The organism is Actinomycetospora straminea (assembly GCF_028737255.1).
GTDB classification, from domain to species: domain Bacteria; phylum Actinomycetota; class Actinomycetes; order Mycobacteriales; family Pseudonocardiaceae; genus Actinomycetospora; species Actinomycetospora straminea.
Genome location: NZ_JAQZAN010000009.1, coordinates 108,731 through 133,866 on the forward strand (window position 1 = coordinate 108,731; position 25,136 = coordinate 133,866).

17 protein-coding genes are annotated in these 25,136 nt (G+C 75.4%); 10 read left to right on the top strand and 7 right to left on the bottom strand.

Features of this window, described 5'->3' with window-relative positions; all coding sequences use genetic code 11:
• Positions 1-3: 3 nt before the first annotated feature.
• Genes PH190_RS14260 through PH190_RS14270 form a run of 3 tightly spaced genes read left to right on the top strand, consistent with a single transcriptional unit; the run spans position 4 to position 2,380 of the window.
• Positions 4-852, top strand: a complete 849-nt coding sequence (locus PH190_RS14260; RefSeq protein WP_274232185.1) for a ribokinase — start codon at positions 4-6, stop codon at positions 850-852.
• A complete protein-coding gene (locus PH190_RS14265; protein ID WP_274232186.1) occupies positions 849-1,802 on the top strand; it encodes a nucleoside hydrolase in 954 nt (317 codons plus the stop codon). Before PH190_RS14260 ends, PH190_RS14265 begins: the two co-directional genes overlap by 4 nt.
• An 8-nt stretch (positions 1,803-1,810) precedes the next feature.
• Positions 1,811-2,380 (top strand): DUF5709 domain-containing protein, encoded by a 570-nt coding sequence (locus PH190_RS14270; RefSeq protein WP_274232187.1) that lies wholly within the window; start codon positions 1,811-1,813, stop codon positions 2,378-2,380.
• Between the two features lie 60 nt (positions 2,381-2,440).
• On the opposite strand, the gene PH190_RS14275 is transcribed toward PH190_RS14270, so the two are convergent.
• Genes PH190_RS14275 through PH190_RS14295 form a run of 5 tightly spaced genes read right to left on the bottom strand, consistent with a single transcriptional unit; the run spans position 2,441 to position 6,603 of the window.
• Entirely contained in the window at positions 2,441-2,779 is a 339-nt protein-coding gene (locus PH190_RS14275) for a TraR/DksA family transcriptional regulator (protein ID WP_274232188.1), read from the bottom strand.
• Between the two features lie 15 nt (positions 2,780-2,794).
• Positions 2,795-4,009, bottom strand: coding sequence for a THUMP-like domain-containing protein (locus PH190_RS14280; RefSeq protein WP_274232278.1), 1,215 nt, complete (start codon positions 4,007-4,009; stop codon positions 2,795-2,797).
• A complete protein-coding gene (locus tag PH190_RS14285) occupies positions 4,006-4,935 on the bottom strand; it encodes a class I SAM-dependent methyltransferase (protein WP_274232189.1) in 930 nt (309 codons plus the stop codon). Before PH190_RS14285 ends, PH190_RS14280 begins: the two co-directional genes overlap by 4 nt.
• Positions 4,935-5,714 (bottom strand): enoyl-CoA hydratase/isomerase family protein, encoded by a 780-nt coding sequence (locus PH190_RS14290; protein ID WP_274232190.1) that lies wholly within the window; start codon positions 5,712-5,714, stop codon positions 4,935-4,937. Before PH190_RS14290 ends, PH190_RS14285 begins: the two co-directional genes overlap by 1 nt.
• 37 nt (positions 5,715-5,751) lie before the next feature.
• Positions 5,752-6,603: an ABC transporter ATP-binding protein gene (locus tag PH190_RS14295; RefSeq protein WP_274232191.1), complete on the bottom strand. Its 852-nt coding sequence runs from the start codon at positions 6,601-6,603 to the stop codon at positions 5,752-5,754.
• A 65-nt stretch (positions 6,604-6,668) separates the two neighbouring features.
• Here PH190_RS14295 and glgX point away from each other — a divergent pair, with 65 nt between their 5' ends.
• Positions 6,669-8,714: a glycogen debranching protein GlgX gene (glgX, locus tag PH190_RS14300; protein ID WP_274232192.1), complete on the top strand. Its 2,046-nt coding sequence runs from the start codon at positions 6,669-6,671 to the stop codon at positions 8,712-8,714.
• A gap of 44 nt (positions 8,715-8,758) precedes the next feature.
• On the opposite strand, the gene PH190_RS14305 is transcribed toward glgX, so the two are convergent.
• Positions 8,759-9,244: an endonuclease domain-containing protein gene (locus PH190_RS14305; RefSeq protein WP_274232193.1), complete on the bottom strand. Its 486-nt coding sequence runs from the start codon at positions 9,242-9,244 to the stop codon at positions 8,759-8,761.
• Between the two features lie 535 nt (positions 9,245-9,779).
• Entirely contained in the window at positions 9,780-12,317 is a 2,538-nt protein-coding gene (gene glgP / locus PH190_RS14310) for an alpha-glucan family phosphorylase (protein WP_274232194.1), read from the bottom strand.
• A gap of 2,754 nt (positions 12,318-15,071) precedes the next feature.
• On the opposite strand from glgP, the gene PH190_RS14315 reads away from it, so the two are divergent.
• The 6 genes from PH190_RS14315 (at position 15,072) to PH190_RS14340 (ending at position 25,079) form a co-directional block, all read left to right on the top strand.
• Entirely contained in the window at positions 15,072-17,180 is a 2,109-nt protein-coding gene (locus tag PH190_RS14315; RefSeq protein WP_274232279.1) for a maltotransferase domain-containing protein, read from the top strand.
• Between the two features lie 102 nt (positions 17,181-17,282).
• Positions 17,283-17,828: an FxsA family protein gene (locus PH190_RS14320; RefSeq protein WP_274232195.1), complete on the top strand. Its 546-nt coding sequence runs from the start codon at positions 17,283-17,285 to the stop codon at positions 17,826-17,828.
• A 68-nt stretch (positions 17,829-17,896) separates the two neighbouring features.
• Positions 17,897-19,702, top strand: a complete 1,806-nt coding sequence (treS, locus tag PH190_RS14325) for a maltose alpha-D-glucosyltransferase (protein ID WP_274232196.1) — start codon at positions 17,897-17,899, stop codon at positions 19,700-19,702.
• On the top strand, positions 19,702-21,156 hold the full coding sequence (locus tag PH190_RS14330; RefSeq protein WP_274232197.1) for a maltokinase N-terminal cap-like domain-containing protein: 1,455 nt from the start codon (positions 19,702-19,704) through the stop codon (positions 21,154-21,156). The genes treS and PH190_RS14330 overlap by 1 nt, the downstream gene beginning before the upstream one ends.
• 234 nt (positions 21,157-21,390) lie before the next feature.
• Positions 21,391-23,628 (top strand): 1,4-alpha-glucan branching protein GlgB, encoded by a 2,238-nt coding sequence (gene glgB / locus PH190_RS14335; protein ID WP_274232198.1) that lies wholly within the window; start codon positions 21,391-21,393, stop codon positions 23,626-23,628.
• 65 nt (positions 23,629-23,693) lie between these two features.
• Positions 23,694-25,079, top strand: coding sequence for a neutral zinc metallopeptidase (locus tag PH190_RS14340; RefSeq protein ID WP_274232199.1), 1,386 nt, complete (start codon positions 23,694-23,696; stop codon positions 25,077-25,079).
• Positions 25,080-25,136 lie beyond the last annotated feature (57 nt).

The following is a 25,136-nucleotide window of genomic DNA, read 5'->3' on the forward strand; positions in this document are numbered from 1 at the left end:
CCGGTGTCCCGCCCCGGCCCGAGGGTCGCCGTCGTCGGCAGCGTCAACCTCGACCTGGTCGCGCGGGTCGAACGGCTCCCCGCGCCCGGCGAGACCCTCACGGCGCGCGGCGTGACCCGCGTGCCCGGCGGCAAGGGCGCCAACCAGGCCCTCGCCGCGGCCCGCCTCGGGGGCCGGGTGCGCCTGCACGCCGCGGTCGGCGACGACCCGCTGGCCGGCGAGGCCCTCACCCTCCTGCGCGCCGGCGGCGTCGACCTCGCGGGCGTGCGCATCCACGACGACGCCCCCACCGGCACCGCGATGATCCAGGTCGACGACGACGGCGAGACCACCATCGTCGTGGACGCCGGCGCCAACGCCACCCTCACCGTCACCCCGGACGAGCTGGACGCCGACGTCGTGCTCACCGTGCTCGAGGTGCCCGACGAGACCGTCGCCACCGCCATGGCCGCGTCCGCGTTCACCGTGCTCAACGCCGCCCCGGCGCGCCCCGTGGCCGGCGACGTCCTCGCGGGGCTCGACCTGCTCTGCGTCAACGCCGCCGAGTACGGCGAGCTCGCCGCGCACGCCGACCTCGAGGACGTCGTCGCCGTCGCGATCACCCACGGCGCGGCGGGCGCCGAGCTGCGCCGCCGCGGCCGGGTCGTCGCGCACGTCGAGCCGCCGCCGGTGGACGCGGTCGACGGCACCGCCGCGGGCGACGCGTTCACCGCCGCCCTGGCCCTCGGGCTCGCGACGGGTCTCGAGGACGAGGCCGCCCTGCTCCGCGCCTGCCGGGCCGGCGCGCTCGCCGCGACGCGCGCCGGCGCCCAGCCGTCCCTGCCGACCCTCGACGAGGTGGACGTCCCGTGACCCCGCTCGTCATCGACACCGACCCCGGCGTCGACGACGCCTACGCGATCGCCCTCGCGGCCCGGCACGCCGCCGCCGACCTGCGCGCGGTCACCGCCGTCTTCGGCAACGTCGACCTCGCCACCACGACGACCAACGCGCGCCGCCTGCTCGGGATGCTCGGACGCGGCGACGTCCCGCTCGGCGTCGGCGCCGAGCGCCCGCTCATCCACCCCGTGACCCAGCGCGCGGCCGACGTGCACGGCGACGACGGCCTCGGCGGCGTCGCCGACCGCTTCGGCCCGCTCGGTCCCGAGCCCGCCGGCCGGGCCCTCGACGTCATCGCGGACGTCCTCGAGACGGCCGGAGAGCCCGTCGTCCTCGCCGCGATCGGCCCCCTCACCGACGTCGCGCTGCTGCTCGCGACCCGCCCCGACCTGGCCGAGCGCATCGGCCGCCTCGTCGTCATGGGCGGCTCGATCGGCATCGGCGGCAACGTCAGCGCCGGCGCGGAGTTCAACGTCTGGTCCGACCCCGAGGCCGCGCGGCGCGTCCTGGTCGAGGAGCGGGTGCCGACGACGCTGGTGCCGCTCGACCTCACCCACGTCGTCACGGTCGACCGCGCGTGGCTGGAGGCGCTCGCCGCGTCCGGGCCGGTCGGCGAGGCCCTCGCGGCGACCCGCACCGTCTACGGCCGGGGCGAGGCCCTCGGCGCGGACCGGGTGCCGATCCACGACGCGGTCGCCCTGCTGGAGGCGATCGAGCCCGGGACCCTGGCGACGGTGCCGCTGGAGGTCGAGGTCGACACCTCGCTCGGGCCGTGCCGCGGGATGGTGCTCGCCGACCGCCGCGGGCGTGCCCCGCTCGGCCGCACCGTCGACGTCGCCCTGCCCGAGGGCACCGACGTCGACGGGGTACGCCGGTCCCTGTTCCGGTGCCTCGCCGGCGTGCCCGGCCCGTCACCCGGGTAGCCGCCGGGATGACCGAGCCCGAGCACAGCGACGAGGTCCCCGAGGAGCCCGACCTGGGCGCGAGCGTCCAGCTCGAGTCCGGCGAGACGCTCGACGGCCGGCCCGGCACCGACGGCCTGGACGCCGGCGTCGTCGCCCCGAACCGGCCCTTCGGCCTCGACGACCCCGACACCACGCCCGAGGGCCAGCGCGAGCGCGAGACGATCGACGACCGCCTGACCCGCGAGATCCCCGACGACACCGGCGGTGCCGCCACCGCGCCCGGCCCCGAGCTCTCCGAGGGCGGGATCGCCTCCGAGGCCGGTCAGGGCCGCAGCGGACGTCTCACGGCCGCCGAGCCCGACCCCGACCAGGTGCCGGGGCGCTCGCTCGCCGCCGAGGACGTCGGCATCGCCGGCGGCGCCGCCTCCGCGGAGGAGGCCGCGGTGCACGACATCGGAGAGGACGACCTCGCCGACCTCGACGACACCGGCCAGGCCATCGGCCGCGACCCCGACGAGCAGCTCGAGGGGCCGGAGGTGCGCCTCGACGACGAGGACGTCGATCCGGCGAGCGGCGTCCCCGAGAACCGGCTCTGAACCGACGGCGGCCCGGCACCACCGGGTGCCGGGCCGCCGTCGTCAGTGCTGGTCCGCGTGCTACTGGTCCGCGTGCTCCCGGCACGTGTCGGCCTGAGCGCGGGCCTCGAGGCGCTCGTCGTCGATCTGCTGCCCGCAGACACGGCAGCGGCCCCACGTCCCGTCCTCGATCCGCGCCAGCGCCGCGTCGATCTCGGCGACCTGGCGGTCGCTCTCGTCGGCGAGGCCCTCGCGCTCCATCGTCTCCTCGACCTCGGATCCGTAGTCACCGGGGTGCTGGCCCAGCGCGCCCTCCTGCTGCACGGCCACGGCGGGCTCGTGCTCGCGGGACCACGAGCCCATCTCGCGCAGGCGCTCGCGCTCCTCGGTCAGCGCGCGGCGGGCGGTCTCGGCGTCCATTCCGGTGGTGCCTCCTCAGGATCGGTCGGCAGGGCTTACCCGGTCGGTCACGGCCTCGCACACGTACGCCTCGGGACCGCTCGCGAGGCGGGCGAGGACGACGGTGGCCTCCCGCGACCCGGCGAGCTTGAGCCGCGGGCGCAGCGCGTTCGGGTCGACGTCCAGGCCGCGCACCAGGATCTCGACGCGCCCGACGTCGCGGCGCCGCAACGTCGTGCGCAGCGTCTTCTCGCTGTAGCGGCCGTGCTCGAGCACCCGGAACGCGCGGATGCCCGGCGGCGGCGCGTCGCCGGAGAGGTAGGCGAGGTGCTCGTCGAGGCGCCACAGCCCGTGCCGCGCGCCGTACTGGCGCACCAGGCCCGCGCGCACCACCGCGCCGTCCGGGTCGACGATCCACGCGCCGGCCGGGGCGACGGGGCAGGCGTCGTCCTCGGCGTCGGTGACCGCGAACCCGGGGCCGCGGGTCGACAGCACCGTGGCCCGCCGGCGCGTCGTGGCCAGGCCCGCCGACCACAGCGCGGCCTCCCGCACCCGCCCGTCGAGGCTCACGAGCTCCACCTCGGCCGCCCAGGGCACCAGCGCCGGGTCGAGGCCCGGGGCCGTCGAGACCACGAGATCGTGGTGGGTTTCCTGGCGTCCAGTGCCAGCGTGGACGCCAGGCTGGAACACGCCGGCCGCCTCCACGAGCCCGTCGAGCGGCGGGGTGAAGTCGGCGGGGCGCCAGGTGCGGCGGCCGGCGGCGGTGCGGCGGGCGGGGTCGGCGACGAGCACCGTGTCCCGCGAGCAGGGGGCCAGCGCGTCGGCGCGCACCAGCAGCACGCCCGGCACGTTCACGCGCGCCATGGCCAGGCGCACGGGGTCGAGGTCCGAGCCGACCAGGCGACCCGCCACACCCCGGAGCGCGTGCAGCTCCGCCCCCACGGAGCAGGTCACGTCGTGCACGTCGCGCCCCGCGAGCCGGGCGGCGCGGTGCGCGGCGACCGGCGCGGCGGTGGCCTGCTCGGCGGCCTCGGCGGTGAGCAGCCAGCCGTCGGGCACCCGCCCCCGCGCCCGGTCCTGCAGCAGCGCCGTCTCCAGCACCGGCGCGGCCCGGCCGCCCAGCCGCGCGCGCAGCAGGGACACCGCCCGCAGCCGGTCCCCGCCGACCAGCGACGCCGCCCCCGCGACGGCGTCGCGCCCGGCGTCCGAGGCCAGGAACGCGACGTCGTCGAGGGTGAACCGGTACGTCAGAGCGCCACCGGGTCCGCCGGCCGCACCCCGGTGACCAGCGCGTTGTAGAACAGCGAGCGCGGCACGACGCGGGAGAGGCGCTCGTCGAGCCACGAGAGCCGCTGCCAGGTGCGGTAGGCGAACATCGCCCAGCCCATGCCCAGCTTCTCGGGCGGCACCGCGGCCTCGAAGGTGCGCACCGGCCAGCCGAAGACCGCCGCCGTGAGCTCCTCGGTGACGACGCGGACGTCCACCGCGCCGGCGGCGTGGGCGTAGCGCTCGAGGCGGTCGGGGTCGAAGACGTGCTGGTCGACCACCGACTCCAGCGCCGCCGCGCGCGACGACTCGTCCAGCTCGGTCTGCGGCCGCAGCCACGACGCCGGGGCGAACCGGGTGGTAGCCCACCACGTCGCCTGCCCGAGCTTGCGGGCGTAGAGGTCACCGATGCGCGTCGGCTCCCCGGCGAACACGAAACGCCCGCCGGGCTTGAGCACCCGCAGGATCTCGCGGAACGCCCGGTCGAGGTCCGGGATGTGGTGCAGCACGGCGTGCCCGACGACGAGGTCGACGCTGGCGTCGGGCACCGGGATCGTCTCGGCGTCCGCCACCCGGCCCTCGACGTCCAGGCCCAGGTTCGCCGCGTTGCGCCTCGCCACCGCCACCATGCCCGGCGACAGGTCGGTGACCGTCCCGCGGCGCGCGACCCCGCCCTGCATGAGGTTGAGCAGGAAGAACCCGGTGCCGCAGCCCAGCTCGAGGGCGTGCTCGAACGGTCCCGCATCCCCGGCGACCGCGCGGAAGCGGTCCACCGCGAACGTCGTGCAGCGCTCGTCGAACGAGATCGACCACTTCTCGTCGTAGGTGTCCGACTCCCAGTCGTGGTAGAGGACGTTCGCGAGCTTCGGGTCGTCGCGGGCGGCGTCGACCTCGGCCTGCGTGGGCGCCATCAGCGGCCCAGGAACTGGGCCTTGCCGGGCCCGTTCTCGACGAAGGACCGCATGCCGATCGTCTGGTCCTCGGTGCCGAACAGGGCCGCGAACACCTCGGACTCGAACGCGAGGCCGTCGCGCAGGTCCATGTCCATGCCGCGGTCGATGGCGTTCTTGGCCGCCGCGAGGGCGCGGGTGGGGCCGTTGGCGAACTGCTCGGCCCAGGCGCGGGCCCGGCTGTACACCTCGTCGGCGGGCACGACCTCGTCGACCAGCCCCATCTCCAGAGCCTCGGCGGCCTTGACGAAGCGGCCGGTGAAGATGATGTCCTTGGCCTTCGCCGGCCCGACGAGGCGCGTGAGGCGCTGGGTCCCGCCGCCACCGGGGATGATCCCGAGCAGGATCTCCGGCTGGCCGACCGTCGCGTTGTCGCCGGCGATGCGCCGGTCGCAGGACAGCGCCACCTCGAACCCGCCGCCCAGCGCGTAGCCGGTGACGGCCGCGACCACGGGCTTGGGGATCTCCGAGACCGCCCCGAAGCCGCGCGAGAGCAGGTGGGTCCGCTCGGCCATCTCGGAGTAGGTCATGTCGGCCATCTCCTTGACGTCCGCGCCGGCCGCGAGCGTCTTCTCCCCGCCGTACACGACCACCGCGCGCACGTCGGAGCGGCTGGTCGCCTCCGTCGCGACCTCCACCAGCTCGTCCTGCACCTGGCGGTTGATCGCGTTCATTGGGGGGCGGTCCAGGCGGATGGTGCCCACCCCGCCGTCCACCTCGAGCCGCACGAACTCCGTCACCGAAGAGCCTCCTCGATCAGGTCGGTCCCGGCGGACCCTATCGCCGGAACGCGGTGAAGCGACGCCGCCGGCTCGTGAGCTCGAGCGGCTGGCCGAACGTGGCCGACAGGTTCTCCGAGGTCATGACGTCGTCGAGCAGCCCCTGGGCGATCACGCGGCCCTCCCGCAGCAGCATCGCGTGGCTGCAGTTCGGCGGGATCTCCTCGACGTGGTGGGTGACCATCACCGTCGCGGGCCCGTCCGGATCGGCGGCGAGCTCGGTGAGCAGCTCGACGAGGTCCTCGCGGGCGCCGAGGTCGAGGCCCGCGGCGGGCTCGTCGAGCAGCAGCAGCTCCGGGTCGGTCATCAGCGCGCGCGAGAGGAGCACCCGCTGGCGCTCGCCGGTCGAGAGCGTGCCGTAGCGCCGTCCCGCGAGGTCGGCGACGCCCATGACCTCGAGCAGCGCGGACGCGCGGTGGTCGTCCTCGGGGTCGTAGCGCTCCCGCCAGGTCCCGACGACGCCGTAGCCCGCGCTGCGTACCACGTCGTGCACGGTCTCGTCGGGCGGCACGCGGCCGGCCAGGCTCGCCGACGCGAGGCCGATGCGGGGGCGCAGCTCGAAGACGTCGACACGGCCGAGGCGCTCGCCCAGCAGGTCGACGGTGCCCGTGGTCGGGTGCATCTCGGCCGCCGCCAGGCGCAGCAGCGTCGTCTTGCCGGCGCCGTTGGGGCCCAGGACCGCCCAGCGCTCGTCGAGCTCGACGGTCCAGTCGAGGTCGGCGAGCAGGTCGCTGCCGGTGCGCCGCACCCCCACGCCGGCCAGCCGGATCACGGTGTCCGCGTCGGCCCCGTCGGCGGTGCTGGTCCCGATGCTCGGTGTGCTGCGCTCCGGCTGGGTCACGGCCGCCATCCTGACGGATCCCGGCCGGTCGACGGGCGACGGGCCGCCCGTCGATCGGGCACGATGCCCGTCCGATGCCCCCCACCGCTCCCCGCCCCGGTGCCCACCTCGACGGCGACCAGCTGCGCGTCTCCGTGCCGGCCACGCCCACCGCGGAGGCGGTGGAGCTCTGCCTGCTCGGCGACGGCGCCGAACGGCGGGTGGAGCTGCGCCACGCGGGCGACGGATGGTGGCGCGGGGAGGTCGACGGCGTGACGAGCGGCACGCCCTACGGCCTGCGCGTGCACGGTCCCTGGGACCCCGCGCGGGGGGTGCGCACCAACCCGGCGAAGCTGCTCGTCGACCCGTGGGCCCGGCGCGTGGAGGGGAAGGTCACCTCGCTGGAGGTCCCGCGCCCGTTCGCCGGCACCGATCCGTTCGGTGCGCGACGTGACGATCGCGACTCCGCCGGCGTCGTGCCGCACGGGGTCGTCGCGGCCCCGCTCGACGACGCCGCCGCGCCGCGGCCGCGGGTGCCGTGGGCGGACACGGTCGTCTACGAGACCCACGTCCGCGACCTCACGATGCGCCACCCCGACGTCCCCGCCGAGCTCCGCGGGACCTACACGGGCGTCGCGCACCCGGCCGTCGTCGACCACCTCGTCGCGCTCGGCGTCACCACCGTCGAGCTGCTGCCCGTGTTCGCCCACGCCGACGAGCCGTCGCTGTTCGCGCGGGGCCGGGCGAACCACTGGGGCTACTCGACGCTGGCCTACCTCGCCCCGGACCCGCGCTACGCCTCGGCGCCCGGTCGCGAGGCCGAGGAGTTCCGGGCGATGGTGGCGACGCTGCACGCCGCGGGGCTCGAGGTCGTGCTCGACGTCGTGTTCAACCACACCTGCGAGGGCGGCGCCGACGGGCCGTCGCTGTCGTGGCGGGGGCTCGACGCCGCCGGCTGGTACGCCCTCGACGCCCACGGCCACGACGTCGACCTCACCGGCTGCGGCAACACCCTCGACCCCTCCTCGCCGCTCGTGCGCGCGCTCGTCCTGGACTCGCTGCGGTACTGGGTGACGACGATGGGTGTCGACGGCTTCCGCTTCGACCTCGCCTCGACCCTCGGACGGCCCCACGGCGGCGCCTTCGACGCCGCCGCACCGCTGCTCACCGAGATCGTCGGCGACCCCGTGCTCGCCGACGTCAAGCTCATCGCCGAGCCCTGGGACGCCACCGGCGAGGGCTACCGGGTCGGCGGCTTCGGGCCCGGCTGGGCGGAGTGGAACGGGCGCTTCCGCGACGACGTCCGCGACTTCTGGCGCGGGCACGGGCCCCTGTCGGCGATCGTCACGCGCGTCGCGGGCTCCTCGGACCTGTACTGGCCGGCGCGCACCCCGGCCGCGTCGGTCAACTTCGTCACGGCGCACGACGGCTTCACCCTCGCCGACCTCGTCGCCTACGAGCGCAAGCACAACGAGGCCAACGGCGAGCAGGGCCGCGACGGCACCGACGACAACCGCTCGGCCAACCACGGCGTCGAGGGCCCCACGTCCGACCCGGCGATCCTGGGGCTGCGGGCCCGCCAGGCGCGCAACCTGCTCACGACGCTGCTGCTCTCGGCGGGCACCCCGATGCTGCTCGGCGGCGACGAGCTGGGCCACACGCAGCACGGCAACAACAACGTCTACTCCCTGGACGACGAGACGTCGTGGCGCTCGTGGTCCTCGCCGGACCTGGTGGACTTCGTGTCCCGCGCGCTGGCCCTGCGCCGCGCCACGCCCGCGCTGCGGCGCACCGAGTTCTTCTACGGGCGCGCGGACACCGACCCCGACGGCGTCGCCCCGGACGTCGCCTGGCTGCACCCGGACGGCCGCGAGCTCGCCGAGCCCGACTTCCACCACCACGGGAGCACGCTGGTCGTGCGCGTCGACGGCGACCGGGCGCTGCTGCTCGTCCTGCACGCCGGCCGCGGCCCCGTCGACGTCCTGCTGCCCGACGCCTTCGGGGACACCGCCTGGGTGCCGGAGCTCGACCCCGGCACGCCCGACGGAGCCCCGCCGTCGTCGGAGCCCCTGCCGGCCGGGTCGACCCTCGCCGTCCCGGCCCACACCGCCCTGGTCCTGCGCGCGACGCCGCGGGGGTAGGCGGCGCGCCTCGGTGGCAGGACCCGCGCCTGGCGCGGGTTCCGTCACCGGGACGGCGTCCGCGAGGCCAGGATGCGACGCAGAGTCCGGAGGAACGCGTCGGGCTGCTCGTGCAGCTCGTACCAGTGGGTGCGCAGCACGACCCACCCGGCGGCCACGAGGGCCGACTGGCGAGGACCGTCGACGAGGAAGGCGCGCAGGTCGCGGTGGTACGCCCAGCCGTCCACCTCGACGATCACCCGCTCGGCGTCGAACACCATGTCCCCGACCGCGCGCCCGTAGCCGGGCAGGTCGATCTCCACGTCGGCACGCCATCCGCGGAGGCCGGCCCGCCGCACGAGGCGGTGGGCACGACGCTCCGCCTGGGACCGGGCCCCGCCCTCGGCGAGGTGCAGCAGGCGCCCGGCGAGCGCGGCGCCGTGGCACCGGGCCCGGCGCGCGTGGGCCGTGCGCAGGGCCGGGAGGTCGACCTTCCGGCGGACGAGCGCCCGGTCGACGAGGCGAGCGCCCTCCTCCAGCCCCAGGGACACCCGCGCCGTCGAGCACCGTCGCCGGCGGCGTCGTCACGACCAGCCCGCGCACCCGGGTGCGCTCGACTGGGTCCACGTCACGCCGGAGGATCTGCACGCGGGGCCGGGGGCGCGGCTGGTGGTCGCGGCCGACCGCCACCTCGATCCATGCGGGCGCGACGTCGAGGAAGCCGCACCACCACGCCGCCGACCGGCCGACGAGGACCGCGTCGTCGCCCAGCGACAGCATCGCCGCCCACGTGCGCGCGGCCGGCGTCTCGTCGTGCTCGCCGACCAGGAAGACCCGCGGGCCCAGCGGCCACCACGCGTGGGCGGCGACCCGGCGCCGCACGGCGTCGTCGCTGATCCCGGCGGCGACGCCGTGCTCGAGGGACACCACGCCGTGCTGGTGGCGGATGCGTCGACGGAGGGTGGCCAGCTGCTGTGGGGTGCTCACGTCCGGTTCGACGCAGCGACCCGGTCGTCGGCTCCACGTCCGGGCGTCCTCGGTGGCGCGACCCGCGCTGAGCGCGGGTCTCGCCACCGAGGACGAGGTTCAGGCCGGCAGCACCACGCGGCCGAGCTCGGCCGGCGCGGCGAGGAGGTCGTGGCGGGGCAGCACGCGCACCGTGTAGCCCAGGACCCCGGCGTGGGGCAGGGACACGACGGCCTCGAATCGGTGCGAGCCCTCGTGCCCGGCGCCGATCGGCTCCATCGGCTGGACCGTCGACTCGCTCAGCTCGTCGGCGTCGTCGGCGCGGCCCACGACGGCCTGCACCAGGACCTCGTCGGGGCCGAGCCCGCCGAGCTCCACCTCGGCGCGGACGGTCATCGGCGCGCCCAGCACCGGGGTGTCGGCGCCGCCGGACGCGTCGACCTCGGCGACCGTCACCGACGACCACGCCGCGTCGAGCCGGGCGCGGTAGGTGGCGAGCTCCTTGGCGCCGGCGAAGCCGTCGGCCACGACGCGCGCCGCCGAGCGGGCCGCCGGGGCGTACCACTGCTCGACGTAGTCGGTGACCATCCGCGTCGCCTGCACCTTCGGCGAGAGCGTCGCGAGCGTGTGGCGCACCAGCGAGGTCCAGCGGTCGGGCACGCCGTCGGCGCCGCGGTCGTAGAACAGCGGCGCGACCTGGCTGCCCAGCAGCTCGTAGAGGGCGTTGGCCTCGATGTCGTCGCGCCGCTCGGGGTCGTCGACACCGTCGGCGGTCGGGATCGCCCAGCCGTTGCGGCCGTCGTAGAGCTCGTCCCACCAGCCGTCGCGCACCGACAGGTTCAGCCCGCCGTTGAGCGCCGACTTCATCCCCGAGGTCCCGCACGCCTCGAGCGGACGGAGCGGGTTGTTCAGCCAGACGTCGCAGCCCCAGTAGAGGTAGCGCGCCATGGACATGTCGTAGTCGGGCAGGAAGGCGATGCGGTGGCGCACGCCGTGGTCGTCGGCGAACCGGACCATCTGCTGGATGAGGCGCTTGCCGGCCTCGTCGGCGGGGTGGGACTTGCCGGCGATCACCAGCTGCACCGGCCGCTCGGGGTCGAGGAGCAGGGAGCGCAGGCGCTCCTGGTCGCGCAGCATCAGCGTCAGGCGCTTGTAGGTCGGCACGCGGCGGGCGAAGCCGATGGTGAGGACGTCGGGGTCGAAGACGCGCTCGGTCCAGGCGAGCTCGGGCTCCGACGCGCCGCGCTGCAGCCACGACGCCTTCACGCGGCGGCGGACCTCCTCGACCAGGCGGCGCCGCAGCGTCCCACGCATCTCCCAGAGCAACGCGTCCGAGACCCCGAACAGCTCCGGGCTCCCGGCCGCCTCGGCGCCCGCGGTGAGGCCGGCGATCTCGCGGGCGGTCCAGGTCGGGCCGTGGACGCCGTTGGTCACCGAGCCGATCGGCACTTCCGGGGCGTCGAACCCGCCCCAGAGCTGCTGGAACATCCCGCGCGACACCTCGCCGTGGAGCTGCGAGACGCCGTTGCTGCGCTGGGCGAGCCGCAGGCCCATGTGCGCCATGTTGAACATGTCGCCGGCGGGCTCCCGGCCCAGCGACAGGACCCGCGCCGGCTCGATGCCGGGCAGCATGTCCGCGGTGAAGTAGTGCTCGACGAGCCCGACCGGGAAGCGGTCGATGCCGGCGGGCACCGGCGTGTGCGTGGTGAAGACGGTGCCGGCCCGGACGGTGGCGAGCGCCTGGTCGAAGTCGAGACCGGCGTCGTCGACGAGCTCGCGGATCCGCTCGAGGCCGAGGAAGCCGGCGTGGCCCTCGTTGGTGTGGAAGACCTCGGGCGCCGGGTGGCCGGTGAGCCCGCAGAACGCGCGGACCGCCCGCACCCCGCCGATGCCGACGAGGATCTCCTGGCGGATGCGGTGCTCGGCGTCGCCGCCGTAGAGGCGGTCGGTGACCTGGCGCAGGTCGGGGTCGTTCTCCTCGATGTCGGCGTCGAGGAGCAGCAGCGGCACGCGGCCCACCGACGCCTGCCAGACGCGCGCCCGCAGGGTGCGCCCACCGGGCATCGCGACGCCGACGAGCACCGGCGTGCCCGACGCGTCGGCGAGCAGGTGCAGCGGCAGGCCCTGCGGGTCGAGCGCGGGGTAGTTCTCCTGCTGCCAGCCGTCGAGCGACAGCGACTGGCGGAAGTATCCGGATCGATACAGGAGGCCGACGGCGACCAGGGGCACCCCGAGATCGCTCGCCGCCTTGAGGTGGTCGCCGGCGAGGATGCCGAGACCGCCCGAGTAGTTCGGCAGGACCTCGCTGACCCCGAACTCCATCGAGAAGTAGCCGATGGCCGACGGCAGGCCCTGGTCGGCCCGCGCCTGGTACCAGCGGGGCTCGCGCAGGTAGGTGCGGAGTTCCTCGGCGCGCTCCTGCACGCGGCCGACGAACCCGGCGTCCTCGGCGAGCTCGGCCAGGCGCTGCGGGCGCACCTCGCCGAGCAGCCGGACGGGGTCGCCACCGGTGGCGCGCCAGGCCGCCTCGTCGACGCCGGCGAAGAGGTCCTGCGTGGGCCCGTGCCAGGTCCAGCGCAGGTTCGTGGCGAGCTCCTGCAGCGGCGCGAGGGCGGCCGGGAGCTGGGCGCGGACGGAGAAGCGACGCAGAGCCTTCACGCGAGGGGAGCCTACGGCGCGACCCCCGACGCGCCGTGCGCCGCCCACCTCCCCTGGATCGATCCCATGACTACGCTGCGTCGCGTGAGCGCGCTGGGGAGATGGTGGCGGGGCGGACGACGTGCGAACGAGGCGGAGACGGCTCCCGGCGAGCCCTCGGAGGCGCCCCGCGACCGGACCGGTGAGCAGCCGGTCGTCGGCTCCGACGGGGCCAGCGCGCCGGCGTTCGAGGAGGAGTACCCGCCCCGCTACGACCCCCGCACGGCCGACCGTCGCGAGCCCCGCCCGGCCCCGCGCGGCGAGGTCACGACGGGCACGCCGTCGGGCTGGTTCCGGCGCCGGCGCGGCTGGGGGTCGGCCGACGACGTCGAGGTCGGTCCGCCGCCGCCCCCGGACGCGCGCCCGCACGGCCCGACGACCGGCCCGTTCCCCGTGCCCGGTCGCGGTGGCCCGCCCTCCGGCTCCTTCCCCGCGCCCGGTCGCGGTGGCCCGTCCTCCGGCTCCTTCCCCGCGCCCGGTCGCGGTGGCCCGTCCTCCGGGCCGTTCCCGGTGCCCGGCCGTCCGTCCTCCGGCGCGCCGTCCGAGCGCGCGACCGGTCCGGTGTCCGGACCGTTCCCGGCGCCGGGCCACGGCACCCCGCACGACCACTCCGGCGGCTTCCCCGCGCCCGGCGCCGTCGCCCCGTCCGGTCCGTTCGCCTCGCCCGACCCGGCCGACCACCCCTCCCCCGGCGCGATGACCCCGCCGCCCGGCTTCCGCGCCGTCGGTGCCGACGCGCCCGACCTCGACACCCACGGGCCCACCCCGTCCCTCCCGCCGTGGCGCCGCCCCGCCACCCCGCCGTGGGGCATCGCCACCGGTCGCCCCGGCACCGCCGGAGCGCCGACCTCCCGGCGCGGCGCCGCATCGATTCCGCCGGTTCCGGGTAGCGGACGCGACATGAGCTCGTCGTCGGACCGCGACCCCGACCAGGCGTCCTGGCGCGCGGCCCCCCCGACCGCACCGCCCGGCTCCGGGCCGCGTCTCGGGACCGGTGGGGCCGCGCCCTCCCGTCCCGCCGGCACCGACCGGTCGGCCACCGACGCCACCGACGCCGACGGGGCCGACCACCCCACCGGCGCGCCCGGTGTCCCCGGCGGCGACCGGTCCGGCGACCCCGGTCCGTCCGGCACCGACCGCGCCGACGTCTCCGGCGCGGGCGACGCGGACGCCATCGGCACGTCCGGCGTCTCCGGGCTGTCGGGCAGCGACACCACCGACCACCCCGGCCTCGCCGCGGCGAGCCGCCCCCAGGGCCCCGGCGCTCCGGCCGTCTCCGGCCTCTCCGGCGCCTCCGACCCGACGGACGCGGCTGACGCGACTGACGCGGCGCCACCGGCGTCCGACCCGTCGTGGTTCACCCCGCGCACTCCGTACGCGCCGATCCCCGACGGCGCGGCCCGCGCCGGGAGCTCGGCCGACGGCCCGGACGACGACAGCGACGACCCGCTCCCGGTCGCCCCTGACGACGAGCCGGCCGGCACCACGGTCGTCGCCGGCGACCTCGGCGGCGAGGCGGCCGCCCCCGGCCCGAGCACCCCGACCGGCGACGACCCCGACCCCGTCGGTCGCCCGGACGACGCCCGCCCGGACGACGCCCGCCTTGACGACGTCCGCCCGGACGACGCCCGCCTTGACGACGCCCGCCGGGAATCGCCGCTCGACTCCCCGGCCTCCCCGGCCACCCCGGCCGCGAGTCCGATCTCGACCTCGACCGGCGCTCCGGCGGCGGCGTCACTCAACGCCCCGGATGGCGGCACGGCCAGCTCGGCCAGCGGTACGGACCGCGGTGAGGACCCGGACCCCGCTCACGGGTGGCGCACCGCGGCCGCCGGTGCCGCGGGACTCGGCGCGCTGGGCGCGGTCGGCGCCGTCGGTGCGGCCGCGGCCGCCCGCAGCGACTCGTCCTCGGGGACCTCCGCCCGGACGAGCGACAGTGACGACACCGGCGTCGGCGACGACGCCGACACCCGGCCTGCGAGCTCGGCAACCGTGTCCTCGGGACACGGGTCGGCCGCCTCGTCGTCGTCGGGAGCGGGAGCCGTGTCCTCCGGACACGGGTCCGCTGCCTCGTTCGCGTCCGAGGAGGGACCCGCTTCCTCGGGGTCCGCCGCCGCCGGTCTCGGCTCCGGGACGCCGGCCGTGTCCTCGGGACACGGGTCGACGCCGCCCACCGGTGCCGACAGTGTGGACGACGGCCTCGCCGGGGGCAGCTCGAGCAGCACCCCCACCAGCACCGTCTCCGACGACGACCCGCTCGGCGTCGGGCCGGTCTCGGTCGACCCGAACGCCTATGTCCACAGCCTCGCCCCGGACACCCCGCAGGACACGCCGGCCGACAGCCCGACCAGCCCGGACGGCACCCCCGGCGACACCCCGCGCGACGAGGTCCCGGCGTCGGACGCGTCGATCACCCCGGGCGACCCGGCCCGCGGGGGCGGGCACCCCGGCGATGCCCCCGGTGACGTCACCGACCCCGACCCGACCGGCGCCGACGTGCCGGCCGAGGAGCCGGCGGGCGCGCCGTCCACCGACCCGAGCACGGTCGCCCCGGCTGCCGCGGCCCCGGCCACGGCCCCGCCGGAGAGCACCCGCACCACCGCCGACACCACCACCGACACCACCGCCGACACCACCGCCCCGAGCACCACCGCCCCGAGCACCACCACCCCGAGCACCACCACCCCCACCCCCACGGCGGACACCGCCGGGGCGATCGACCGCCACCACCTCCCCCAGGGCCGGATCGGGATCGACGAGGTCACGCCGGAGGTCTCGGGCGGGCGGTTCCCGTCGAAGGCCGTGGTCGGCGAGGTCGTGCCGGTCAGCGCGTCGGTGTGGCGCGAGGGCCACGACGCGGTGGCGGCCACGGTCGTCTGGCAGCGCTGCGGCGTCGCCAGCCACGGCCAGCACCCCGACGCCACGATCCCCTGCGGCGACGAGGCCCCGCGCAGCACGCGCATGGCCCCGACGGGGCCGCTGACCGACCGGTTCGCCGGCCAGGTCGTCCCGGACGCCGAGGGCCTGTGGAGCTTCCGCGTCGACGCGTGGAGCGACCCGTGGGCGACGTGGCGGCACGCCGTCGACGTCAAGACCCGCGCCGGGCAGGGCGCCTCCGAGCTCGCCAACGACCTCGAGACCGGCGCCCGGCTCCTCGACCGCGGCGCCGACGGCATCCAGCAGCGCCTGCGCGACACCCCGCGGCTCGACGACGACCCGGTCAGCGAGCGCACGGGCGGGATCGCGATGCCGCCGGCGCTGGAGCTCGCGCACACGCTGACGCGGGCCGCGGAGATCCTGCGCGACACCGGCAAGGACCTCCCCGAACGCCTCGGTCTCGCGCTCTCGGAGCCGGTGCACCGGACGATGACCGAGCACCCGGTCCGCGAGCTCGTCACCCGGGGCGAGACCCACCACGTCCAGGTCGAGCGCTCGCTCGCGCTGGCCGGCTCCTGGTACGAGTTCTTCCCGCGCTCGACCGGCGGCTGGGACGAGGACGGCAACGCGGTGCACGGCACCTTCGCCACCGCGACCCGCGAGCTCGACCGCGCCGCCGCGATGGGCTTCGACGTCGCGTACCTGCCGCCGATCCACCCGGTGGGCACGGTCAACCGCAAGGGGCCGAACAACACCCTGACGCCGGGCCCCGACGACGTCGGCTCCCCGTGGGCGATCGGGTCGGCCGCGGGCGGGCACGACGCCATCGACCCGAACCTCGGCACGATCGAGGACTTCGACGCCTTCGTCGCCCACGCCCACGACCTGGGCCTCGAGGTGGCGCTCGACCTCGCTCTGCAGTGCGCGCCGGACCACCCGTGGGCCACCGAGCACCCGGAGTGGTTCACGATCCGGCCCGACGGGACGATCGCGTACGCCGAGAACCCGCCGAAGAAGTACCAGGACATCTACCCGGTCAACTTCGACACCGACCCCGACGGCATCTACGCCGAGGTCCTGCGGATCGTCCTGTACTGGATGGAGCACGGGGTCCGCGTGTTCCGGGTCGACAACCCGCACACCAAGCCGCCGGACTTCTGGAACTGGCTGATCGCCGAGGTGCACCGCCGCGACCCGGGCGTGGTGTTCCTGGCCGAGGCGTTCACGCGTCCCGCCCGCCTGTTCGGGCTGGCGAAGGCCGGGTTCAGCCAGTCCTACACGTACATCACGTGGCGCACCGGGCGCGACGAGCTGCGCGAGTTCTTCGAGATGCACCGCGACCGGCTCGACGAGTGCCGACCGAACTGCTTCGTCAACACCCCGGACATCCTCCACGAGTCGCTGCAGGTCGGCGGCCCGGGCATGTTCGCGCTGCGGGCGGCGCTGGCGGCCACGCTCTCCCCGAGCTGGGGCGTCTACTCCGGCTTCGAGCTCTTCGAGCACCAGCCGGTCCGGCCCGGCAGCGAGGAGTACCTGGACTCCGAGAAGTACCAGCTGCGCCCCCGCGACTTCGCCCGCGCGCTGGCCGAGGGCCGCAGCCTCGAGCCGTGGATCACGCGGCTCAACCAGCTGCGCCGCGACCACCCGGCCCTGCGCCAGCTGCGGACGCTGCGGTTCCACGAGACCGACAACGACGCCCTGCTGGCCTACTCCAAGACCGACCCGCAGACCGGCGACACCGTGCTCTGCGTCGTCACGCTCAACCCGTTCGGCGTCGAGGAGGGCAACGTCCACCTCGACATGCCGGCGCTGGGCCTGGAGTGGCACGACCGCTTCGGGGCGTTCGACGAGGTCAGCGGGCAGACCTTCGAGTGGGGCGAGACCAACTACGTGCGCATCGAGCCGTGGCGCGACGTCTGCCACATCATCTCGGTGGTGCGCCGGTAGGGCGCCGCACAGACCCTGTGGGGTCGCTGAGGACCGGACGGATCGGGCACGATCCGGGCCCGGTGCGCGTTGGACCGGTCGAGAGCCCCTCGGGAGGTCGGAATGCGCATCCTCGTCGCCCTGGCGGTCTACCTGGCCGTCGAGATCACGGTGCTGGTCCTGGTCGGCCAGGCCGTCGGCTTCTGGGGCCTGCTCGCCGTGCTCGTGGTGTCGGCGGTGGTCGGCGCCTGGGCGATCAGGCGGGAGGGCCGGCGGTCGATGACCGCGCTGGTCGAGGCCGCGCGGCGCGGGCGTCCGGCCGAGGCCGAGGTCGCCGACGGCATGTACCTGGCGCTCGCGGGCGTCCTGCTCGTCGTGCCCGGCCTGCTCTCGACGCTCGCCGCGCTCGTCCTGCTCGTGCCGCCGGTCCGCCGGGCCCTCGCCCGCCGCGCCGCCGACCGGGCCGTGCGGGCCGGCAGCGCGCGGATGGGCCCGGCGGTCACCGTCGTCGGCGTCGGCGGTCCCGGCTGGGGTCCGCGTCCCGGACCCGGCCAGGAGCGGCTCGGGCCGCAGTCGCACCGCGGTCCGGTCGTCGAGGGCCAGGTCGTCGAGGGGCAGGTCATCGAGGGCGAGGTCATCGACAGCCGGGACAGCCGGGACACCCCCTGAGTGGACCTGTGTGTCGATGCCCGACCGGTGCGGCGCGTCACCGCGCCCGACCACTAGCGTGACGCCTGATGAACGAGGCAGTCAGCGCGAGTGCCATCGCCTCCGCACCGAGCGATTCCGACCACGTCCGCGACGTCACCGAGGACCACGGCGCCTCGGCCGTCGAGGAGCCCAGTGCGGACGACTTCCGACATGCGCGCACGCTCCCGGTCGAGGACGACTGGTACAAGCGCGCGGTCTTCTACGAGGTGCTGGTCCGCGCCTTCGCCGACTCCAACCGCGACGGCTTCGGTGACCTCAACGGGCTCACCGACAAGCTCGACTACCTCGCGTGGCTCGGCGTCGACTGCATCTGGCTGCCGCCGTTCTACGACTCCCCGCTGCGCGACGGCGGCTACGACATCCGCGACTACCGCAAGGTGCTGCCCGAGTTCGGGACGGTCGCGGACTTCGTCGAGTTCCTCGACCAGGCCCACGCGCGGGGCATCCGCGTGATCACCGACCTGGTCATGAACCACACCTCGGACCAGCACCACTGGTTCCAGGAGTCGCGCCGCGACCCCGACGGGCCCTACGGCGACTTCTACGTGTGGTCCGACGACGACACGCGCTACTCCGAGGCGCGGATCATCTTCGTCGACACCGAGTCGTCGAACTGGACCTACGACCCGCTGCGCGGCCAGTTCTACTGGCACCGCTTCTTCTCCCACCAGCCCGACCTGAACTTCGACAACCCCGCCGTGTGCGAGGCGATGCTCGACGCGCTGCGGTTCTGGCTGGACCTGGGGATCGACGGCTTCCGGCTCGACGCGGTGCCCTACCTGTTCGAGCGGGACGGCACGAACGGCGAGAACCTCCCCGAGACCCACGCGTTCCTCAAGCGCTGCCGCAAGGTCGTCGACGACGAGTACCCGGGCCGCGTCCTGCTCGCCGAGGCCAACCAGTGGCCCGCCGACGTCGTCGAGTACTTCGGCGACCCGGACGTCGGCGGCGACGAGTGCCACATGGCGTTCCACTTCCCGCTGATGCCGCGCATCTTCATGGCGGTCCGGCGGGAGTCGCGGTTCCCGATCTCGGAGATCCTGGCGCAGACCCCGGAGATCCCGTCGAACGCGCAGTGGGGCATCTTCCTGCGCAACCACGACGAGCTGACGCTCGAGATGGTCACCGACGACGAGCGCGACTACATGTACGCGGAGTACGCCAAGGACCCGCGGATGAAGGCCAACATCGGCATCCGTCGGCGGCTGGCCCCGCTGCTCGACAACGACCGCAACCAGCTCGAGCTGTTCACCGCGATGCTGCTCTCGCTGCCCGGCAGCCCCGTCCTGTACTACGGCGACGAGATCGGGATGGGCGACAACATCTGGCTCGGCGACCGCGACGGCGTGCGCAGCCCGATGCAGTGGACCCCCGACCGCAACGCCGGCTTCTCCAGCTGCGACCCGGGCCGGCTGAACCTGCCGATCATCATGGACCCGGTCTACGGCTACCAGGCCGTGAACGTCGAGGCGCAGTCGAACTCGACGGCGAGCCTGCTGCACTGGAACCGACGGATGATCGACATCCGCAAGCAGCACCCGGCGTTCGGCCTCGGGAACTTCCACGAGCTGGGCGGGTCGAACCCGAGCGTGCTCGCCTACGTCCGTGAGCACATCGACGCCGCGGGTCACCGCGACCTGGTGCTGTGCGTGAACAACATGTCCCGGTTCCCCCAGCCGGTGGAGCTCGACCTCATCGCCTGGAAGGGCTGCGTGCCCACGGAGCTCACGGGGGGTGTGCCGTTCCCGGCGATCGGGGAACTGCCGTACTTGCTGACGCTGCCAGGACACGGGTTCTACTGGTTCGCGATCCACGAGGCCGAGGAGCGCTGATGCCCGCCACGAGCTCGCCCGACGGACCCGCCACCGGTGACCCGCTCGCCGACCTGCACGACGCCCTGCTGGCCTGGCTGCCCACGCAGCGCTGGTTCCCGGCCAAGGGACGTCAGGTCGTCGGCCTGCGCACGGTGGCCCACAGCGTGGTCTCCACGCCCGAGGAGTCGCCGAGGGTCGAGCACGCGGTGATCGGGGTGTCGTTCGCCGACACGAGCGGCGGCGCCGAGGAGCGCTACCAGCTGGTCCTCGGCGCGCAGTCGGGCCCGCCCGCGGAGGTCGAGCACGCCGTCATCGGGCGCCGGCCGGGCCCCGACGGCCGCGACGAGGTCGTCTACGACGGCCTGGCCGACGGGCGGATCAGCCGGCTGGTGCTGTCGCTGATCGTCGAGAACCAGACGCGCGGGCCGCTGCGGTTCGTCGCCGAGCCCGACACCGAGGCGCCGATCGTCGGACCCGGGCGGCCGCTGATCGGCGAACAGTCGAACAGCTCGGTCATCTACGGCGAGCGCGCCATCATGAAGCTCTTCCGGCGGGCGACGGCCGGGCTCAACCCCGACCTCGAGCTGCACCGGGCGCTGCGCCGTCAGGGCAGCCGTGAGGTCGCCCCGCTGCTCGGGGCCGTCGAGGGCGAGCTCGACGGCGAGCCGATGACCGTCGCCATGCTCCAGGGCTACGCGTCGAACTCCGCCGACGGCTGGTCGATGGCGCTGGCCAGCGTCCGCGACCTGCTCGCCGAGGCCGACCTGCGCGCCGACGAGGTCGGCGGCGACTTCGCCGGCGAGGCCCACCGCATCGGCAAGACCGTCGCCGCCGTGCACCTCGAGCTCGCCGCCGCCCTGGGCACCCACCCGCTCGACGCCCGCGCCGCGTCGGAGGTCGAGGCCTGGATGCTCGACCGCCTCGAGCGCTCCGCGGCGGCCGTCCCGGGTGTGGCCGAGCAGCGCGACGCCATCGCCGAGGTCCTGCGCGGCGTCACCGCGGCCGAGCCGTCGACGCTGCAGCGCATCCACGGCGACCTGCACCTGGGCCAGGAGCTGCGCACGCCCACCGGCTGGCTCGTCATCGACTTCGAGGGCGAGCCGTCCAAGTCACTGGCCGACCGGGTGCGTCCCGACTCGCCCATGCGCGACGTCGCGGCGATGCTCCGCTCGTTCGACTACGCCGCGTTCCACCAGCTGGCGGAGTGGGAGCAGTCCGCGGACGACCCCGACCCGCAGCTCGAGCGCCGCGCGCAGGAGTGGGCCGACCGCAACCGCTCGGCGTTCTGCGACGGCTACGCCGAGGTCAGCGGCACCGACCCGCGCGACGCCCCCGAGCTGCTGCGGGCCTACGAGCTCGACAAGGCCGTCTACGAGGTGCTCTACGAGACCCGCAACCGGCCGAGCTGGGTGTCGATCCCGCTGCGTTCCATGCGGCGGCTCCTGACCCCGGCGGGGCGGGGCGAGCGCTGACGGGGGACGCCCCGAGCGGCGCCCGCTGACCGCCACGAAAGGCCCCGTCGCCGCCCGCGATCACTTCGGCGATCGTGGGTACCTGTGTCGGTGACGCCGACCGTCACGGCCGCCGGGCCACGCCCGGGCCACCCTGACCGGAGGCCGGGACGGCCCGAGTACGGTCGACCGGCCTCGGCGCGGTCGGCGTCCGCCCGGTCCGTCTCGTCAGCAGGAGCAGCAGGAGTGGTGCACATGTCCGTCCCCGGTGGCCGAGTCCGCGGGCAGGCCTCGCCGGCTCCCTCGGACCTGGACGTCCACCTCCTCATGGAGGGCTCGCACCGCGACCCGCACAGCGTGCTGGGCCCCCACCGCGACCCCGAGTCGTCGGGCACCGTCGTGGTCCGCGCGCTGCGGCCCGGTGCGGACGAGGTCGACGTCGTCGTCGAGGACGGCCCGACCGCCGGGCGCTACCCGCTCGTCGAGGTGCACGCCGCCGGCGTCTTCGCCGCCGGCGTCCCGGGGCCGCTGCCGCGCTACCGGCTCGCGACCCGCTACACCGACGCGACGACCGGTGAGAGCGTCGAGGTGATCGCCGACGACCCGTACCGCTTCTCGCCGGTGCTCGGGCCCGTCGACCTGCACCTCATCGGCGAGGGTCGCCACGAGCGCCTGTGGGACGCCCTGGGCGCCCACCACCGCAGCTGGCCGACCCCGTCCGGCGCGGTCGAGGGCACCTCGTTCACCGTCTGGGCGCCGCACGCGCGCGGCGTGCGGGTCGTCGGCGACTGGGACCGCGAGCACGGCAGCTGGGAGGGCGTCGCGACGCCGATGCGGTCGCTCGGCTCGGGCGTCTGGGAGATCTTCCTGCCCGGCGTCGAGCCCGGGTCCCGCTACCGCTTCCACATCCTCTCGCCGGACGGGCACTGGCTGGACAAGGCCGACCCGATGGCGTTCGCGGCGGACCTGCCGCCCACGCCGGCCTCGGTCGTCACCACCTCGCGCCACGAGTGGAGCGACCAGGAGTGGATGACCCGGCGCGCCGCGTCGTCCCCGCACGCCGAGCCGATGAGCGTCTACGAGCTGCACCTCGGCTCGTGGCGCCAGGGCCTCGGCTACCGCGAGCTCGCCGAGGAGCTCGTCGCGTACCTCACCGAGACCGGCTTCACCCACGTCGAGCTGCTGCCGGTCGCCGAGCACCCGTTCGGCGGCTCGTGGGGCTACCAGGTCAGCTCGTACTACGCGCCGACCTCGCGCTTCGGCACCCCGGACGACTTCCGGTACTTCGTCGACCGCCTGCACCAGGCGGGCATCGGCGTCATCGTCGACTGGGTGCCGGCGCACTTCCCCAAGGACAGCTGGGCGCTGGCCCGCTTCGACGGCACCCCCTGCTACGAGCACGGCGACCCGCGCCGCGGCGAGCAGCTCGACTGGGGCACGCTCGTGTTCGACTTCGGGCGCTCGCAGGTCCGCAACTTCCTCGTCGCCAACGCCCTCTACTGGCTCGACGAGTTCCACGTCGACGGCCTGCGGGTCGACGCCGTCGCCTCGATGCTCTACCTCGACTACTCGCGCACCGAGTGGACGCCCAACCGGTACGGCGGCCGGGAGAACCTCGAGGCGGTGTCGTTCCTCCAGGAGGTCAACGCCACCGTCTACAAGAACCACCCGAGCGCGGTGACGATCGCCGAGGAGTCGACGGCCTGGCCGGGCGTCACGCGGCCCACGCACCTCGGGGGCCTCGGCTTCGGGTTCAAGTGGAACATGGGCTGGATGCACGACACGCTCGACTACGTCGGGCGCGACCCCGTGCACCGGGGGTTCCACCACAACCAGATGACGTTCTCGATGACCTACGCGTACAGCGAGAACTACGTGCTGCCGCTCTCGCACGACGAGGTGGTGCACGGCAAGGGCTCGCTGTGGACGCGCCAGCCGGGCGACGACGACCGCAAGGCCGCGGGCGTGCGGGCCCTGTTCGGCTACATGTGGGCGCACCCCGGCAAGCAGCTCGTGTTCATGGGCGGCGAGTTCGGTCAGGTCCGCGAGTGGTCCGAGGAGCGCTCGCTGGACTGGGAGCTGCTCGACGACCCGCGCCACGGCGGGCTGCGCCGGCTCGTCGGCGACCTCAACGCCGCCTACCGGTCGCTGCGCCCGCTCTACGAGCTCGACACCGACCCGGCCGGCTTCTCGTGGATCGACGCCAACGACGCGGGCGGCAACGTCCTGTCGTTCCTGCGCCAGGACCGTGACGGCAACGCCGTGGCGTGCCTCGTCAACTTCTCGGGCGTCGACCACCCGAACTACCGCGTGGGGCTGCCGCAGACCGGGCGGTGGCGCGAGGTCGTCAACACCGACGCCGAGGTCTACGGGGGGCGCGGGGTCGGCAACTACGGGGCGGTCATCGCCTCGTCGCGCAGCTGGCACGGGCGCCCCGCGTCGGCCGAGGTCACCCTCCCCGCCATGGGTGTGCTCTGGCTCGCGCTCGGGTGACGATCTCCGTCCGTGACGCGCGGTTCCGTACCCGCGCCGCACACGTCCGGGGCATGATGTCGCCCGTGCGGGGAGGCCTGGGGCGGGCGCTGGTCGTGACGTGTGCGGTGCTGGCGGTGCTCGTCGCGTCGGCGTGCGCGTTCCCCGTCGACGGGCGGGCGATCGCGGGGCCGGAGGTCACCGCGGGCACCGACCCGTCGTTCATCGGCGGGACGAACGGCGGCGAGGAGGACCGGCTCGCCGCGGCGACGCTGCGCGACCTCGAGGGCTTCTGGGGCGAGGCGTTCCCGCCGCTCGCGGGCGGCCAGCCGTTCCGCCCGCTGGCGGGCTACTACTCGGTCGACCCGACGGGCCGCAACGCCGGCCCCGTGCCGTGCCTGCAGAGCCCGCGCGAGGTCGAGGGCACGGCGTTCTACTGCCCGCGCTCGGACGTCATCGCGTGGGACCGGACCCAGCTGCTGCCGCAGCTGCGGCGCGACTTCGGGGACGCGGCCGTGGTCGTCGTGCTCTCCCACGAGTTCGGGCACGCCGTGCAGGGCCGCCTCGACCGCACCGGGGCGCTCCCGGGCGCGCCGACGATCCTGCTCGAGGCGCAGGCCGACTGCTACGCGGGCGTGTTCCTGCGCCGCGTGCGCGACGGCGCGCTGCCCGACCTGCGCACCGGCGCGGGCGGCATCGACGGCGCGATGGGCGCGCTCATCGGGTTCCGCGACCCGGTGGGCACCTCACCGCGCAACGCCCAGGCGCACGGCAACGCGTTCGACCGCGTGTCGTCGTTCCAGGACGGGTTCGACGGCGACCCGGCGGTGTGCGCGGCGATGGGCACCGACCGGGTGTTCACCCAGCAGGCGTTCCGGTCACAGGCCGACGAGAGCTCGGGCGGCAACCTCGGGCTCGCGCCGCTGATCGAGGCGATGGTCCCCGACCTCGACCGCTGGTTCGGCGAGGAGGTCCGCCGCCGCGGCGGGCAGTGGACCGCACCGACCACCGAGCGCGGCCAGGCCCAGTGCCCGGGTGTCGACGAGCCGGTGCAGGGCCCCGTGGCGTGGTGCGCGGGCGACGCGGGCGGGCCGTCGTCGGTGCACATCGACACCACCGGGGCGCTGCCCGGCGACCACGCCCGCATCGGCGACTACGCCACCGGCACCCTGCTCGCGTCCCGCTACGGCGCCGCGACCCTCGCCGCCCTGGGCCGGCCCACCACCGGCGCCGAGGGCGGGCGCGCCGCGCTGTGCCTGGCCGGGGCCTACAGCGCGGCGGTCGGCACCACGAACAACGCCTTCGCCCTCTCCCCCGGCGACCTCGACGAGTCGGTGACGCTGCTGCTGCGCGAGGACTTCCCCTCCCGCGGCACCGACGGCGTCGCCTCCGCCGGCACGGGCTACGAGCGCATCCGCGTCTTCCGCGCCGGGGTCACCGGCGGCTCGGACGCCTGCCTGCGGGGCGTCTGAGCTGAGGCCGAGAGATGGGGCGAACACCCCATGCTCCCGGGCCCCTCCCGTCCCTAA